The sequence below is a fragment of the Streptomyces sp. NPDC056231 genome (assembly GCF_048270745.1).
Taxonomy (GTDB): domain Bacteria; phylum Actinomycetota; class Actinomycetes; order Streptomycetales; family Streptomycetaceae; genus Streptomyces.
The window spans coordinates 24,825-40,249 of sequence record NZ_JBLVKW010000035.1; the positions used below are offsets into that span (position 1 = coordinate 24,825).

Consider the following 15,425-nt stretch of genomic DNA (forward strand, 5'->3'; position numbering starts at 1 on the left):
CAGTTTCAGCGCGTCGGGTGACTGCAAACGGGGGGCCCGCACTTCTCGTGGAGGAGAAGTGCGGGCCCCCCGTCAGGTGGAGCGGTGTCACCGGTGGAGCGGTGTCACTGGGTGCGGTTCTCACCGCGGTAGTACTCGAAGACCCAGCCGAACAGACCGATCATGATGACCGGGGCCGAGAAGTAGAGCAGCCACCATCCGAAGATGATTCCCAGGAAGGCCAGGGAGCCACCGATGGCCAGTGACAGCGGCTGCCAGCTGTGCGGGGAGAAGAACCCCACCTCGCCGGCCTCGTCCGCGACATCGGCTTCCTTGTTGTCCTGAGCCATCGCATCGACGCGCTGCGCCGTGAAGGCCAGGTAGAAGCCGATCATGACGCTCAGACCGAAGCCCAGGACGAGCGCGGTGGTACCGGCCGGCTCCTTCGACCACACGCCATAGGTGATTGCCATGGCGAGCATGAAGACGCTCAGCCAGAGGAACATCTTGCCCTGGATCTTCACTTGCCGGCCTCCTTGCCACCAGCGAGGGCCTTGTCAGCCTCGAAGTGGTGCTCCAGCTGTTCGAGCGCCGAGATCTCCGGGTGGTGCAGGTCGAACGCCGGGGATTCGGAACGGATCCGCGGCAGGGTGAGGAAGTTGTGCCGCGGCGGCGGGCAGGAGGTTGCCCACTCCAGCGAACGTCCGTAGCCCCACGGGTCGTCGACCTCGATCTTCTTGCCGTACTTGGCGGTCTTCCACACGTTGTAGAAGAACGGCAGCATCGACAGTCCGAGGAGGAACGAGGAGATCGTCGAGATCGTGTTCAGCAGGGTGAAGCCGTCGGCGGCGAGGTAGTCCGCGTAACGACGCGGCATACCCTCCGCGCCGAGCCAGTGCTGCACCAGGAACGTGCCGTGGAAGCCCACGAACAGCGTCCAGAACGTGATCTTGCCGAGCCGCTCGTCCAGCATCTTGCCGGTGAACTTCGGCCACCAGAAGTGGAATCCGGAGAACATCGCGAAGACCACGGTGCCGAAGATGACGTAGTGGAAGTGCGCGACGACGAAGTACGAGTCCGAGACGTGGAAGTCCATCGGCGGCGAGGCCAGGATGACGCCGGTCAGACCACCGAAGGTGAAGGTGACCAGGAAGCCGACGGCCCAGAGCATCGGTGTCTCGAAGGACAGCGATCCCTTCCACATCGTGCCGATCCAGTTGAAGAACTTCACACCGGTCGGTACCGCGATGAGGAACGTCATGAACGAGAAGAACGGCAACAGCACACCGCCGGTGACGTACATGTGGTGCGCCCACACGGTCACGGACAGGCCCGCAATGGCGATCGTGGCGCTGACCAGGCCGATGTAGCCGAACATCGGCTTCCGGCTGAACACCGGAATCACTTCGGAGATGATTCCGAAGAATGGCAAGGCGATGATGTACACCTCTGGATGGCCGAAGAACCAGAAGAGGTGTTGCCAGAGCAGCGCGCCGCCATTGGCCGCGTCGAACACATGTGCACCGAACTTGCGGTCCGCCTCCAGCGCGAAGAGCGCGGCGGCGAGCACCGGGAAGGCCAGCAGGACCAGCACACCGGTCAGCAGGACGTTCCACACGAAGATCGGCATCCGGAACATCGTCATGCCGGGTGCGCGCATGCAGACGATCGTGGTGATGAAGTTGACCGAACCGAGGATCGTGCCGAAGCCGGAGAAGGCCAGACCCATGATCCACATGTCGGCGCCGACACCCGGCGAACGGACGGCGTCCGAGAGCGGGGAGTAGGCGAACCAGCCGAAGTCCGCCGCACCCTGCGGGGTGAGGAAGCCGGCCACCGCGATGATCGAGCCGAAGAGGTACAGCCAGTACGCGAACATGTTCAGCCGCGGGAACGCCACGTCGGGCGCGCCGATCTGCAGCGGCATGATCCAGTTCGCGAACCCGGCGAACAGCGGCGTCGCGAACATCAGCAGCATGATCGTGCCGTGCATCGTGAACGCCTGGTTGAACTGCTCGTTCGACATGATCTGCGTGCCGGGACGGGCCAGCTCGGCGCGCATGAAGAGCGCCAGCAGTCCGCCGATGCAGAAGAACGCGAACGACGTGACCAGGTACATCGTGCCGATCGTCTTGTGGTCAGTGGTGGTCAACCACTTGACGACGACGTTTCCCGGCTGCTTCAGGCGGGTCGGCAGCTCGTCCTCGTACGAGTCGTCTGCTGCCGCGGCACCCTGAGATTCGTTGAGGATGCTCACAGTTTGTTCGTCTCCGCATTCCTGGCCGGCTTCGTCTGCTCGATACCGGCCGGCACGTAGCCCGTCTGGCCCTTCTTGGCCAGCTCCTTGAGGTGCGCCTGGTAGCGCTCCGGGGAGACGACCTTGACGTTGAAGAGCATCCGGGAGTGGTCGACGCCGCAGAGCTCGGCGCACTTGCCCATGAAGGTGCCCTCCTGGTTGGGAGTCACCTCGAAGGAGTTGGTGTGGCCCGGAATGACGTCCTGCTTCATGAGGAACGGCACCACCCAGAAGGAGTGGATGACGTCACGCGAAGTCAGAACGAAGCGGACCTTCTCGCCCTTCGGCAGCCACAGGGTCGGACCCGGGTGGCCGTTCTGCGGGTTCCGGGTGCCCGGGATGCCGACGTCGTAGACGCCCTCCGCACCCTCGGGGAAGTCCTTCCGGAACCGGTCGGGGATGGCGTCGAGTTCCTTGGGGATCTTTCTGCCCGTGGCGGTCGAGCCGTCCACGTTCTCGATGTAGTTGAAGCCCCAGCTCCACTGGAAGCCGACCACGTTGATGGTGTGGGCGGGCTTCGGGGAGAGCGTGAGGAGCTTCGATTCATCGCGCGCGGTGAAGTAGAACAACACCGAGACGATGATGAGAGGGACCACGGTGTACAGCGCCTCGATGGGCATGTTGTACCGGGTCTGCGGAGGAACCTCCACCTTGGTGCGGCTGCGGCGGTGGAAGATGACACTCCACAGGATCAGGCCCCAGACCAGAACACCCGTGGCGAGCGCTGCCGCCCACGAGCCCTGCCAGAGAGAAAGGATCCGTGGTGCCTCTTCCGTTACCGGCGTAGGCATACCAAGGCGGGGAAAGTCCTTGTATGTGCAACCGGTGGCGGTCGCCAGGATCAGGCCCGCAGTCAGCACCTGCGGCAGCTTCCGCCGCATCGGGCGCCGCGACGAGCGGTCGGAGCCGTTGGGACTCACGTAGCGCCTTCCCGAGAGTCTCGCCCGCGTGTTCGGCGCGGCCGTCTGTCTGGTCGGTCGCCGCCCTGACGCGGGCAGGGGTTTGGATGTTTATGCGGACCAAACCCTACTGGACGCCATTTGGGGTCGCGCGGGGAGGGTGCCCAACGCGCCGCCCGACACCCCGAAGGGGTGGAATCCGGGCCTCCGGCCGCCATCTGACGGGCCCTCTCCTGACTGCGTGAGCGGCCCGTCCGGAGGCGGCGGCGGGCGCGAGTCAGTTCCGTGACCGGCAATGTCTGCCCTACGAGGAGCGTCGTCCGGTGCGTGCGACCGCAAGGCGGCCGGACGCCCTTGGGCGGGGTCTCCCCTGTTCGAAGGAAGCTGAGGGAAGGAGCTACCAGGGCTTTTGGCCAACGCGGCGAGAGGGCGTACTGGAGACGCGACGGGGCAAGGCTTGCCGGCAGGGGCACTAGCGTGGACATGTGCCCTACTTCGATGCCGCATCCTCCGCACCCCTGCACCCCGTGGCCCGCCAGGCGCTGCTGGCCGCACTGGACGAGGGCTGGTCCGACCCGGCCCGCCTCTACCGGGAGGGGCGGCGTGCCCGGCTGCTGCTGGACGCGGCCCGGGAGGCGGCCGCGGAGGCGGTGGGGTGCCGCCCGGACGAGCTGACCTTCACCTCGTCGGGAACCCGGGCGGTGCACTCAGGAATTTCCGGAGCCCTCGCCGGGCGTCGGCGTGTCGGCCGTCATCTGGTGGTCTCGGCGGTCGAACACTCGTCGGTGCTCCATTCGGCCGCCGCCCATGAGGCTCAGGGCGGGACGTTCGCCGAGGTGCCGGTGGACCGGGCGGGGGCAGTGAGCGCGGCGGCGTACGGGGAGACCCTGCGCGAGGACACCGCGCTGGCCTGTCTGCAGTCCGCCAACCACGAGGTCGGTACGGTGCAGCCGGTGGCCGAGGTCGCGGAGGCCTGCCGGGCGGCGGGCGTACCGCTGCTGGTGGACGCCGCGCAGTCGCTGGGCTGGGGTCCGGTGCCGGGCGGCTGGTCGCTGCTGGCGGCCAGTGCCCACAAGTGGGGCGGACCCTCGGGGGTGGGGCTGCTCGCCGTACGCAAGGGGGTCCGGTTCGCCCCTCAGGGCGCGGCGGACGAACGGGAGTCGGGGCGGGCCGCCGGGTTCGAGAACATCCCGGCCGTCGTGGCGGCGGCGGCGTCGTTGCGGGCCGTCCAAGCCGAGGCGGCGGCGGAGTCCGTACGGCTGCGGGCGCTGGTGGACCGGATTCGGGCCACGGTGGGCTCGGTCGTGCCCGATGTGGAGGTGGTCGGCGATCCGGTGCGGCGGCTGCCGCACCTGGTGACCTTCTCCTGTCTCTATGTCGACGGGGAGACACTCCTCCACGAACTGGACCGTGAGGGATTTTCCGTGTCGTCCGGTTCGTCCTGCACGAGCAGCACGCTCACGCCGAGCCATGTGCTCAAGGCGATGGGAGTGCTGTCGGAGGGCAACGTCCGGGTGTCCCTGCCTGCCGGCACCACGGAGGAGGACGTCGACCGCTTCCTCCGGGTGCTGCCGGGGTTGGTGGCAGGGGTACGGGAGAGGCTGGGCGCACCTGTCCCGCCCGCCCCCTCCCCCGCGACGGCCGCGTCCCTGGTGGTCGACTCGCTGGGGAAGCGTTGCCCGATCCCGGTGATCGAACTCGCAAAGGTGATCGGAGAGGTGCCGGTGGGCGGGACGGTGACCGTGCTCTCCGACGACGAGGCTGCGCGGCTGGACATCCCGGCGTGGTGCGAGATGCGGGAGCAGGAGTACGTGGGTGAGGAGCCGGCGGACCGGGGCTCGGCCTATGTGGTCCGCCGGCTGTCGTAGCCTGCCCGGATCAGCGCAGGTGGGCGCGGACCTCTGCGGCGGCGTCGTGACCGTACGCCTTGGTGAAGCGGTCCATGAAGTGGGTGCGGCGCAGGGTGTACTCCTGGGTGCCGACCGTCTCGATGACCAGCGTGGCAAGCATGCAGCCGACCTGCGCGGCGCGCTCCAGGCTGACGCCCCAGGCGAGGCCTGAGAGGAAACCGGCGCGGAAGGCGTCACCGACGCCGGTCGGGTCCGCCTTCGTCTCCTCCTCCGGGCAGCCGACCTCGATGGCCTCCTGGCCGGCCTGCTCGATCCGGACGCCGCGGGCTCCGAGCGTGGTGACGCGGTAGCCGACCTTGCCGAGGATCTCCCCGTCGGTCCAGCCGGTCTTGGACTCGATGAGCCCCTTCTCGTACTCGTTGGAGAAGAGGTACATGGCCCCGTCGAGGAGGATCCGGATCTCGTCGCCGTCCATCCGCGCGATCTGCTGCGAGAAGTCGGCGGCGAACGCGATGCCCCGGGATCGGCACTCCTCGGTGTGCCTGAGCATCGCCTCCGGGTCGTCGGCGCCGATCGAGACGAGGTCGAGACCGCCGACGCGGTCGGCGACGGCCTTCAGCTCGATCAGCCGGGCCTCGCTCATCGCACCCGTGTAGAAGGAGCCGATCTGGTTGTGGTCGGCGTCCGTCGTGCAGACGAAACGCGCGGTGTGCAGGACCTCGGAGATCCGCACCGAGCCGGTGTCGACGCCGTGCCGGTCGAGCCAGGCACGGTACTCGTCGAAGTCGGAGCCCGCGGCGCCGACCAGGATCGGACCGGTACCGAGCAGGCCCATGCCGAAGCAGATGTTGGCGGCGACACCGCCCCGGCGCACATCGAGGTTGTCGACCAGGAAGGAGAGCGAGACCGTGTGCAGCTGATCGGCGACCAGCTGGTCGGCGAAACGGCCCGGGAAGGTCATGAGGTGATCGGTGGCAATGGAGCCAGTGACTGCGATGCGCACGGGAAGACTGCTCCTGCGTGGGTCAGGGGAACGGGTGTCCGCGTTCCCGGGACGGCGTGACAGTTCACGCTACCCGTTCGCACACTCGCCCTGAACGGGGAAAAACTACCCGATAGTAGGCCTTTTGCCCTCGGGTCTGTGGTGCCTACGGTGCGGACATGCCGAACAACATCGCCCCGCGTGAGTCCGAGATCAGCCTGGCCGAGCTGCGCGGTGACTGCGCACGGATGGCTCCGCACTGGGTCGTACCCGCCAAGGCCGCCCCCACCCCTGTCGCGCCGTCCATGATTCATGGTGTCACCGTTCCGGACGCGTCCGCACGGCTGATCGACGCGATGTCCGAGTACGGCGACTGACGGCCGCAACCGCTCGCTTCCCGTGCCCTCGGGGAACCGGGTGCCTCCCTGCTCCGTCCCACCCCTGTCCGCACTCGCGGGACAGGCGATGGCCGTGCGACGGTCATGGTGACGGCAACGCAGTCGAAGGAGCGATCCGGTGAACACCGAGCGACCCGACAACGACGTGACTGCCCCCCGGCGGCGGCGGTCGCCGCTGGCTGTGGCCTCGGTGGCAGCAGCGGTGCTGCTCGCCGGGGGCGGCAGTGCGTACTGGGCTGCCGCGGAAGGCGGCAGCGGCAGCCGGGCGGCCAGCAGTGACCGCACACCTCCCCTGCTCGCGCTCGACGAGGGCGCGTCGAGCCCGACGGCACCCCCGGAGGGTATCGCCCCGGGTGAGCCCGACCCCAGCGGCGGCGGCGTGATCTACCGCGCCTCCGGCAGGCTGCCCGACGGCCCGGCCAAGGCCGCCGTCCACCGCGCGAGGGGCACCGTCTCCGCGGCGGAGGTGACCCGGCTGGCGAAGGCTCTGGGCCTGGAGGGCACTCCGCGGGCCGAGGGCGCGGCCTGGAAGGTGGGGTCGGACGGGGACGGCTCGGGTCCGGTCCTGCGTGTGGACAAGCAGGCGCCGGGCACCTGGTCCTTCGCCCGCTTCGGCTCCGGCGGAACGGACAACTGCCGGAGCACGACGGCGTGCGGGGGCAAGGACGCGGCGCCGGGCGGCACGGGATCGCCGGTGAGTGAGAAAGCCGCCAAGGCCGCCGCCGCGCCCGTGCTGAAGGCGTCGGGCCAGGACGGTGCCGCCCTCGACGCGTCCCAACTCATGGACTCCGTAAGGGTGGTGAACGCGAACCCGGTGGTGGGCGGGCTGCCCACCTACGGCTGGGCGACCGGGATCCAGGTGGGTCCGGACGGTCAAGTGGTCGGTGGCAGCGGACAGTTGAAGAGCTTGGAGAAGGGTGCGGAGTATCCGGTGATCAGCGCGGACGATGCGCTGAAACAGCTGAACGAGACCGGCCGCCCGGCCGCTTCACGGAGCGACGTCGGCGGGTGCGCCACCTCCGTACCTCTGGAGGAGGGCGAACCGAAGCCGTCGGCTGTCACCTGCGGGACACGGACCGGAGCGGAGCGGGGGACGACGACCGTGACGGTCGACAAGGCGGTCTTCGGCCTTGCGATGCGGTACGTGGACGGCGAGCAGACGCTCGTACCGTCGTGGCTCTTCTCGGTGCGGCCGGCAGCGGGCGGGACAGGCAACACGGTGGCCCAGGTCGCGGTGGACCCGGACTCGCTGGCGAAGCCTTCGAAGGCCCCGGGGCCGGATTCGGGCACGGGGGACGCGTCCCGGTCCGCGCATCAGCTGAACTCGTACACCGCGGACGGCCGGACGCTGAGGGTGACGTTCTGGGGTGGGGTGTGCAGTACGTACGCGGCCGGCGCGACCGAGAGTGCGAACGCGGTACGGGTGACGATCACCGAGTCGATCCCCGACCCGAAGAAGGCCTGCATCATGATCGCCAAGGAGCTGACGCGGACGGTGACGCTGGACGCCCCGCTGGGTGACCGGAAGGTGCTCGACGCAGCGGGCGGCACCGTGCCGCGCGGCTAGGGAGTGTCCGGCGGATCAGGGTCGGACACCCTCTGGCGCCTCTCCCGGCAGGCTTTGCCCCGTCGCACCGGCTGATCGGTGCCCGGCACGACCGAAGGCGGTGGCCCCCGGAGTCCGGGGGCCACCGCCTTCGTCAGGCATTGCTGCCCGATACCGCCTTCGCGACTTAGCTGAAGGAGTCACCGCAGGCGCAGGAGCCCGTGGCGTTCGGGTTGTCGATCGTGAAGCCCTGCTTCTCGATGGTGTCGACGAAGTCGATCGAGGCACCACCCAGGTACGGAGCGCTCATCCGGTCGGTGACGACCTTGACGCCGTCGAAGTCCTTCACGACATCGCCGTCGAGCGAACGCTCGTCGAAGAAGAGCTGGTAGCGCAGGCCCGAGCAGCCGCCGGGCTGGACGGCGACGCGCAGCGCCAGGTCGTCACGGCCTTCCTGCTCCAGCAGGCTCTTGACCTTGGCTGCGGCGGCGTCGGACAGGAGGATGCCGTCGCTCACGGTGGTGGTCTCGTCCGATACGGACATCTGCTTCTCTCCCGGGTTGTGCGGACTGCTTGCCGACGTTGCAACCGTCGGGACCGCGGATTCATTCCGGGCCGAGCGCTTGCCTGTTCCTTTCATGCTCGCACACCCCTCCGGGAAGAGGTGCCGGGCGGGGCGAAGGAGTGCCGGGCGGGGCAAGAGGACCTCTCGCGACCCCGGGACGGCCTCCGGCCACCTCCAGGGCGAATTCGTCACATGGACGCTATCGGCATCGTCAAAGTGACGTGAACCGGATATGATAGATAACGTCAATTAGACGAAAAGGCTTATCTGCAAAGAAGAAAGGGTGCGTGACGTGACCACGGCCCACCCCGTCCAGGACCTCGATGTCCAGCCGACGCCCCTCGCCCTGTTGCTGCTCGGCCGCGAGGCCGACCCGAAGAGTGAGCGCGGGGTCGAGTGCCCCGGCGATCTGCCCTCCCCGTCCGACCCGGACCTGGTGGAGCGCGCCCGCGCGGCCAAGGCGAAGCTCGGGGACAAGGTCTTCGTTCTCGGCCACCACTACCAGCGCGACGAGGTCATCCAGTTCGCGGACGTCACCGGCGACTCGTTCAAGCTCGCCCGTGACGCGGCCGCCCGGCCGGAAGCCGAGTACATCGTCTTCTGCGGTGTGCATTTCATGGCGGAGTCCGCGGACATCCTGACCACCGACGACCAGAAGGTCGTGCTGCCGGACCTGGCCGCGGGCTGCTCGATGGCCGACATGGCCACCGCCGAGCAGGTCGCCGAATGCTGGGACGTACTGACCGAGGCCGGGGTCGCCGAGCAGGTCGTACCCGTCTCGTACATGAACTCCTCCGCCGACATCAAGGCCTTCACCGGCAGGCACGGCGGCACGATCTGCACCTCGTCCAATGCGAAGCGCGCCCTGGAGTGGGCCTTCGAGCAGGGCGAGAAGGTCCTCTTCCTCCCCGACCAGCACCTGGGCCGGAACACCGCGGTCCGCGACCTGGGGATGACGCTGGAGGACTGCGTCCTCTACAACCCGCACAAGCCGAACGGCGGCCTCACCGCCGAGGAGTTGCGGAACGCGAAGATGATCCTGTGGCGCGGGCACTGCTCGGTGCACGGGCGCTTCTCGGTGGACTCCGTCAACGATGTGCGCGAGCGCATCCCGGGCGTCAATGTGCTGGTGCACCCCGAGTGCAAGCACGAGGTCGTGGCCGCGGCGGACTACGTCGGCTCGACGGAATACATCATCAAGGCCCTGGAGGCGGCTCCGGCCGGCTCGAAGTGGGCGATCGGCACCGAGCTGAACCTGGTGCGCCGCCTGGCCAACCGGTTCGCCGCGGAGGACAAGGAGGTCGTCTTCCTCGACAAGACGGTCTGCTTCTGTTCGACGATGAACCGGATCGATCTGCCGCACCTGGTGTGGGCGCTGGAGTCGCTGGCCGAGGGGAACCTGATCAACCGGATCGAGGTCGACCCCGAGACGGAGAAGTACGCGAAGCTGGCGCTGGAGCGGATGCTGGCGCTCCCGTAGGCGCTGGGGCGTGTTTCGAAAGTCCCGCCCGCCCTACGGGCGTACGACGCTACTTTCGAAACACGCCCTGGGACGGGCACATGAAGACCCCGGCACCGTTCACCGGTGCCGGGGTCTTCATGTGTGCCGGGCGTCAGGCCTTCGCAGGCTCCGGCTCCTCGGAGGTGGTCTCCTCCAACGGGGCCGGGCCCGGAACGCCCGCCTTCTTCGCGCGCTTGATGGCCTTCTTCGTCGCGCGCCGCTCCTTGCGGAGCTCCACCATCGCGTAGAGCGTCGGCACCAGCAGCAGCGTCAGCAGCGTCGACGTGACCAGGCCGCCGATCACCACGACCGCGAGGGGCTGCGAGATGAAGCCGCCCTCGCCGGTGACGCCGAGCGCCATCGGGAGCAGGGCGAAGATCGTCGCGAGTGCTGTCATCAGAATCGGGCGGAGGCGGTGGCGGCCGCCCTCGATGACTGCTTCCACGACGCCCAGGCCCTGCGCCCGGTACTGGTTGATCAGGTCGATCAGCACGATCGCGTTGGTCACCACGATGCCGATCAGCATCAGCATGCCGATCATCGCCGCGACGCCCATCGGGGTGCCGGTGACGACGAGGAGGCCGATGGCGCCGGTCGCCGCGAACGGAATGGAGACCAACAGGATCAGCGGCTGGACCAGGGACCGGAAGGTCGCAACCAGCAGCATGAAGACGATCGCGATGGCCGCGAGCATGGCCAGGCCGAGCTTCATGAACGCGTCGCTCTGGTCCTGGGAGACCCCGCCGATGGTTGCGGTGGCGCCGTCCGGCAGGTCCAGGGAATTGATCTTCGACTGGAGCGAGGCGCTCACCGCGCCGGTGTTGTCACCGGTGGGCCTGGCGGTGATCGTGGCGGCGCGCTGGCCGTCGATCCTCGTCATGGAGACCGGTCCGGGGACCAGCTTCACATCGGCGATCCGGCCGAGCTCGACCGGGCCGAGGGAAAGCTTCTTCAACTCCTCCATCGTGGTGGCCGGGTGGGCGGACTTGATGACGACATCACGCTCGGTGTCGCCCATGATCGCCTTGCCGGCCGGGGTGCCGCGCACCGCTCCGGCGACGGCCGCGCCGAGGGTGGACTGGTTGAATCCGGCGGCAGCGGCCTTGGAGTTGGCCGTGACCGAGATGCGCGGAATGCTCTGCGCCAGGTCGCTCTGGACATCGGTGACGTCCTTGAGCTCGGCAACCTTCGCCCGCACCTCCTCGGAGGCCTTCTTCAGGGTCGCGGCGTCCGCGGACTTGACCACGACGCTGAGGTCCTGGCTGCCGAAACCGTCGCCCGCGGCGATGGTGGTGTCACCGATGCCGTCGAGCTTGCCGAGGCCCTCGTCGATCCGTTTCTGGGTGGCGTCGAAGTCGGCCGAGTCCTTCAGGGTGACCTGGTAGGAGGCCTGGTTGGCGCCCGTACCGCCGCCGAAGGCCGCCATGAAGCCGGAGGAGCCGACGGTGACCTGGTAGTCCTTGACGCCCTTGTCCTCGTCGAGGAGCTTCTCGACCTTCTTGGCCGCCTCGTCGGCGGCCGCCAGGCTGGTGCCCGGGGCCAGCTCCTGCTTGATGGAGAGGACTTCCTGCTCGCCCTGGTCGAAGAAGTTGGTCTTGAGCAGCGGCGCCATGCCGAAGGTGCCGACGAACACGGCGACGGCGATGGCGATGCTGGTGATGCGGCGCCGGGTCGCGAAGCGCAGCACCGGGACGTACAGCCGCTGGAGCCTGCTGCGGGCTTCCTTCTCCTCGGCCTTGCGACGGGCCTCGTCCGGGTTCTCCGTGCTGCCCTCGGGGGCGCGCAGGAACCAGTAGGACAGGACGGGGACCACGGTCAGCGAGACCAGCAGGGAGGCGAGCAGGGCCGCGGTGACGGTCAGGGAGAACGAGCCGAACAGCTCGCCTACCATGCCACCGACCAGACCGATCGGGAGGAAGACCGCGACCGTGGTGAGGGTCGAGGACGTGACCGCGCCGGCCACCTCCTTGACCGCGGTGATGATCGCGGACTGCCGCTCCTCGCCGTAGCCGAGGTGACGCTTGATGTTCTCCAGGACCACGATCGAGTCGTCGACGACACGGCCGATCGCGATGGTCAGCGCGCCGAGCGTGAGCATGTTGAGCGACAGATCGCGGGTCCAGAGCACGATCAGCGCGAGAACCACGGAGAGCGGGATGGAGACCGCGGTGACCAGCGTCGAGCGGAGCGACGCGAGGAAGACCAGGATCACGATGACCGCGAAGAGCAGGCCGAGCGCGCCCTCGGTGGTCAGACCGGAGATCGCCTTGGAGACGGCGGGGCCCTGGTCGGAGACGACGGTCAGTTCGGCGCCGGCGCCGAGGTCCTTGCGGAGGTCCGGGAGCTTGTCCTTGACGGCGTTTGAGATGGCGACGGCGCTGCCGTCCTTGTCCATCGTGGCCATCACCGCGAGGCTCGGCTTGCCGTTGGTACGGGTGATGGAGACCGCGGTGGACGGCTCCTGCTTCACCGTGGCGATGTCACCGAGGCGGACCGGCTTGCCGGACTTGCCGGTGGCCGGGTCCTGACCGGCGACCCGCAGGTCCTCGATCTGCTTCAGAGAGGTGAAGGCCCCGCCGACCTGCACGGTGCGGCTCTTGCCCTGTTCCGAGAACGATCCGGCCGGGACCGTGGCGCCGCCCGCCTGAAGGGCCTGGGCAAGGGATCCGGCGTTCAGACCGGCGGCCGCGAGCTCCTTGTCGTCGGGGGTGATGGAGACCTGGAGGTCCTGGACACCGTCGACGGTGACCTGGCCGACACCGTCGATGTCCTCCAGAGCGGGGACGACGGTGCGGTCCAGCTGGTCGGCGAGCGCCTGCTGGTCCTTGTCGGAGGTGACGGCGAGGACGACGGTCGGGATGTCGTCCGTCGAACCGGCGATGACCTGCGGGTCGACTTCGTCGGGCAGCTGGACGCGGGCGCGGTTGACCGCCTGCTGGATGTCGGCGACCAGCTGCTTGGTGCCTTCGCCGCCGAAGTCGAAGGTCGCCATGATGACGGCGTTGCCCTCGCTGGCGGTCGAGGTGACGCCGGTGACGCCGTCGACGGCCTTGATGGACTTCTCGAGCGGTTCGACGACCTGCTTCTCGACCACATCGGGGGACGCACCCTGGTAGGGGGCGAGCACCGAGACCATCGGGAGTTCGATGGTGGGCAGCAACTGCTGCTTGAGCTGCGGGATCGCGATCGCTCCGAAGACGAGCGCGACGATCGAGATCAGCCCGATCAGGGCCCTTTGCGCGAGGCTGAATCTGGACAGCCAGGACATGGGTGGGTCTCTCTTCTGTGGCTTACGCGGCAGGTGGGCAGGTGACTCGGGGACAGAACCGGCCCAGCTACACCATCGCTCATCCACAGGGGCAGAATCATCGACCCCAGGGTCACTTTCTTATGTGGCGCATACCGCAGGTGGAGTACTCCCCTTCCCTACTTCATTCCACCCGTGGGCGCACCAGGCCCGATTCGTAAGCAAATACCACCAATTGGGCCCGGTCGCGGGCGCCCAGTTTCGCCATGGCCCGGTTCACATGGGTCTTGACGGTGAGTGGGCTGACGGTGAGACGCTCGGCGATCTCGTCATTGGAGTGCCCGCCCGCGACGAGGACCAGCACCTCTCGTTCGCGGCCGGTGAGTGCGTTGAGCCGCTCGGAGTACTCCGCGGCGCTCGGCCCCTCACCGCCGGAACTGCCACCCTGCGCAAGGAAGGTGGCGATCAGTCCCTTGGTGGCGGCCGGCGAGAGGAGCGCCTCGCCACCCGCGGCGATACGGATGGCATTGAGCAGTTCGTCCGGCTCTGCGCCCTTGCCGAGGAAGCCTGAGGCACCGGCCCTCAGCGACTGCACCACATATTCGTCCACCTCGAAGGTGGTGAGCATGACGACCCGTACGTCCGCCAGCTCCGCGTCGGCGCTGATCATCCGGGTCGCGGCCAGTCCGTCCGTACCGGGCATCCGAATGTCCATCAACACCACATCGGGGCGCGCCGAGCGGGTCAGCGCCACGGCCTCCGCGCCGTCGGCCGCCTCGCCGACGACCTGCATGCCGGGCTCCGAGTCGACCAGCACCCGGAACGCGCTGCGCAGCAGCGCCTGGTCGTCGACGAGCAGGACCCTGATGGGTGATGGTGTCATGCGCCTTCCCCCGTCCGGCCCGCCGTGCCCGGCATCCCCGGCGCTCCCGTGCGGGCCTGGACCGGCAGGATCGCATGAACCCGGAATCCGCCGCCGTAGCGGGGTCCGGCCGTGAGGATGCCCCCCAGGGCGGTGACACGCTCGCGCATACCGAGCAGACCGTGGCCGCCGCCGTCGGCTCCGGCGCCCTCGGGGCTGCCCGTGCCGTTGTCGAGGACCGTGACCTCGGCCGTCGCCCCGACCCGTACGACACTGACCTCTGCCTTCGCCCCGGGGCCCGCGTGCTTGCGCACATTGGTCAGCGCTTCCTGGATCACCCGGTACGCGGCCAGGTCGACGGCCGCGGGCAGCGGGGGCCTGCGGTCGACGCAGGCCACCTGGACCGGGAGCCCGGCGCGCCGGACCGTCTCCACGAGTTCGTCGAGGACCGCGAGACCGGGTGCCGGTTCGGTCGGCGCCTCCGGATCTCCGGACTGGCGCAGCAGCCCGACCGTGGCGCGGAGTTCGCTCAGTGCCGAGCGGCTGGCCTCCCGGACGTGGGCGAGCGCCTCCTTTGCCTGGTCGGGGCGCTTGTCCATGACGTGGGCGGCGACCCCGGCCTGCACATTGACCAGGGCGATGTGGTGGGCGACGACATCGTGGAGATCGCGGGCGATCCGCAGCCGTTCCTCGGCGACCCGTCGCCGGGCCTCCTCCTCGCGGGTGCGTTCGGCCCGTTCGGCGCGTTCCCTGATCGCGTCGACGAACGCCCGCCGGGAGCGTACGGCGTCCCCGGCGGCGCCGGCCATGCCGGTCCAGGCGAAGACCCCGAGGTTCTGCTGGCTGTACCAGGGGGACGTTCCGAAGACCATCGCGGACGCCGTCAGCACGGCCATGGTCAGCAGGCCGACCCGCCAGGTGGTGGGCCGATCGGTGGACGCGGCGACCGTGCAGAGCGCGACGACCGCGCTCATGACCACCGGGGCGGGCGGGTCCACCAGCACGAACTCGACGATGGACAGCCCACCGGTCGCGGCCAGCACCGCCATCGGGTTGCGACGCCGCAGGGCGAGCACAGCGGCGGCGAGCACCATCAGGACCACGCTGCCCGCCCCGGGCGTGCGGGTGCCGAAGCTGGGCCCGTTCGGCGCGTTCGGGTCGGTGAACGATCCGGCGATCATCGCAGCGAGTACGGCCACGGCGAGCGCCCCGTCGAACGCGAGGGGATGGTCGCGCAGCCAGCGCCGGACGCGCAGCAACCCGGTTCCGAGGGTGGTCACGTCAAGCTACGGTACGGCGT

12 protein-coding genes are annotated in these 15,425 nt (G+C 68.7%); 4 read left to right on the forward strand and 8 right to left on the reverse strand.

Translation table 11 applies throughout. The features are described from left to right. Window positions 1-104: 104 nt before the first annotated feature. Genes ACNPQM_RS24745 through coxB form a run of 3 tightly spaced genes read right to left on the reverse strand, consistent with a single transcriptional unit; the run spans window position 105 to window position 3,195 of the window. Window positions 105-503 (reverse strand): cytochrome c oxidase subunit 4, encoded by a 399-nt coding sequence (locus ACNPQM_RS24745; RefSeq protein WP_358861728.1) that lies wholly within the window; start codon window positions 501-503, stop codon window positions 105-107. Then, window positions 500-2,236 carry a cytochrome c oxidase subunit I gene (gene ctaD, locus ACNPQM_RS24750; RefSeq protein WP_358861729.1) on the reverse strand — a complete coding sequence of 579 codons (1,737 nt, stop codon included), beginning with the start codon at window positions 2,234-2,236 and terminating at the stop codon, window positions 500-502. Before ctaD ends, ACNPQM_RS24745 begins: the two co-directional genes overlap by 4 nt. Beyond that, a complete protein-coding gene (gene coxB, locus ACNPQM_RS24755) occupies window positions 2,233-3,195 on the reverse strand; it encodes a cytochrome c oxidase subunit II (RefSeq protein ID WP_358861730.1) in 963 nt (320 codons plus the stop codon). The genes ctaD and coxB overlap by 4 nt, the downstream gene beginning before the upstream one ends. Window positions 3,196-3,659: 464 nt before the next feature. Between coxB and ACNPQM_RS24760 the strand changes: the two genes are divergently transcribed. Further along, entirely contained in the window at window positions 3,660-5,042 is a 1,383-nt protein-coding gene (locus tag ACNPQM_RS24760; RefSeq protein WP_418085772.1) for a cysteine desulfurase/sulfurtransferase TusA family protein, read from the forward strand. Window positions 5,043-5,052: 10 nt separating this feature from the next. On the opposite strand, the gene ACNPQM_RS24765 is transcribed toward ACNPQM_RS24760, so the two are convergent. Continuing rightward, window positions 5,053-6,027 (reverse strand): carbohydrate kinase family protein, encoded by a 975-nt coding sequence (locus tag ACNPQM_RS24765; RefSeq protein ID WP_418085773.1) that lies wholly within the window; start codon window positions 6,025-6,027, stop codon window positions 5,053-5,055. Window positions 6,028-6,185: 158 nt separating this feature from the next. Between ACNPQM_RS24765 and ACNPQM_RS24770 the strand changes: the two genes are divergently transcribed. Together ACNPQM_RS24770 and ACNPQM_RS24775 are read left to right on the forward strand one after the other, a co-directional pair. Continuing rightward, a complete protein-coding gene (locus ACNPQM_RS24770) occupies window positions 6,186-6,383 on the forward strand; it encodes a hypothetical protein (RefSeq protein ID WP_358861733.1) in 198 nt (65 codons plus the stop codon). 139 nt (window positions 6,384-6,522) lie between these two features. Beyond that, window positions 6,523-7,971: a hypothetical protein gene (locus ACNPQM_RS24775; RefSeq protein WP_418085774.1), complete on the forward strand. Its 1,449-nt coding sequence runs from the start codon at window positions 6,523-6,525 to the stop codon at window positions 7,969-7,971. A 166-nt stretch (window positions 7,972-8,137) separates the two neighbouring features. On the opposite strand, the gene erpA is transcribed toward ACNPQM_RS24775, so the two are convergent. Continuing rightward, on the reverse strand, window positions 8,138-8,494 hold the full coding sequence (erpA, locus tag ACNPQM_RS24780; protein ID WP_189540679.1) for an iron-sulfur cluster insertion protein ErpA: 357 nt from the start codon (window positions 8,492-8,494) through the stop codon (window positions 8,138-8,140). A 304-nt stretch (window positions 8,495-8,798) separates the two neighbouring features. On the opposite strand from erpA, the gene nadA reads away from it, so the two are divergent. Next, on the forward strand, window positions 8,799-9,995 hold the full coding sequence (gene nadA, locus ACNPQM_RS24785; RefSeq protein ID WP_358858424.1) for a quinolinate synthase NadA: 1,197 nt from the start codon (window positions 8,799-8,801) through the stop codon (window positions 9,993-9,995). Between the two features lie 133 nt (window positions 9,996-10,128). On the opposite strand, the gene ACNPQM_RS24790 is transcribed toward nadA, so the two are convergent. From ACNPQM_RS24790 to ACNPQM_RS24800, 3 genes are all read right to left on the reverse strand, one after another. Continuing rightward, window positions 10,129-13,284, reverse strand: coding sequence for an efflux RND transporter permease subunit (locus tag ACNPQM_RS24790; protein WP_418085775.1), 3,156 nt, complete (start codon window positions 13,282-13,284; stop codon window positions 10,129-10,131). A 163-nt stretch (window positions 13,285-13,447) separates the two neighbouring features. After that, complete coding sequence (locus ACNPQM_RS24795; protein WP_358858426.1) at window positions 13,448-14,146, reverse strand: response regulator transcription factor; 699 nt, start codon at window positions 14,144-14,146, stop codon at window positions 13,448-13,450. Continuing rightward, window positions 14,143-15,405 carry a sensor histidine kinase gene (locus ACNPQM_RS24800; protein ID WP_418085776.1) on the reverse strand — a complete coding sequence of 421 codons (1,263 nt, stop codon included), beginning with the start codon at window positions 15,403-15,405 and terminating at the stop codon, window positions 14,143-14,145. The genes ACNPQM_RS24795 and ACNPQM_RS24800 overlap by 4 nt, the downstream gene beginning before the upstream one ends. Window positions 15,406-15,425: the final 20 nt, after the last annotated feature.

Excerpts from the sequence above, each read along its gene's own strand:
- ACNPQM_RS24770 (WP_358861733.1), top strand. The coding sequence starts at position 6,186 with ATGCCGAACAACATCGCCCCGCGTGAGTCCGAGATCAGCCTGGCCGAG.
- erpA (WP_189540679.1), bottom strand. The coding sequence starts at position 8,494 with ATGTCCGTATCGGACGAGACCACCACCGTGAGCGACGGCATCCTCCTG.
- ACNPQM_RS24790 (WP_418085775.1), bottom strand. The coding sequence starts at position 13,284 with ATGTCCTGGCTGTCCAGATTCAGCCTCGCGCAAAGGGCCCTGATCGGG.
- ACNPQM_RS24795 (WP_358858426.1), bottom strand. The coding sequence starts at position 14,146 with ATGACACCATCACCCATCAGGGTCCTGCTCGTCGACGACCAGGCGCTG.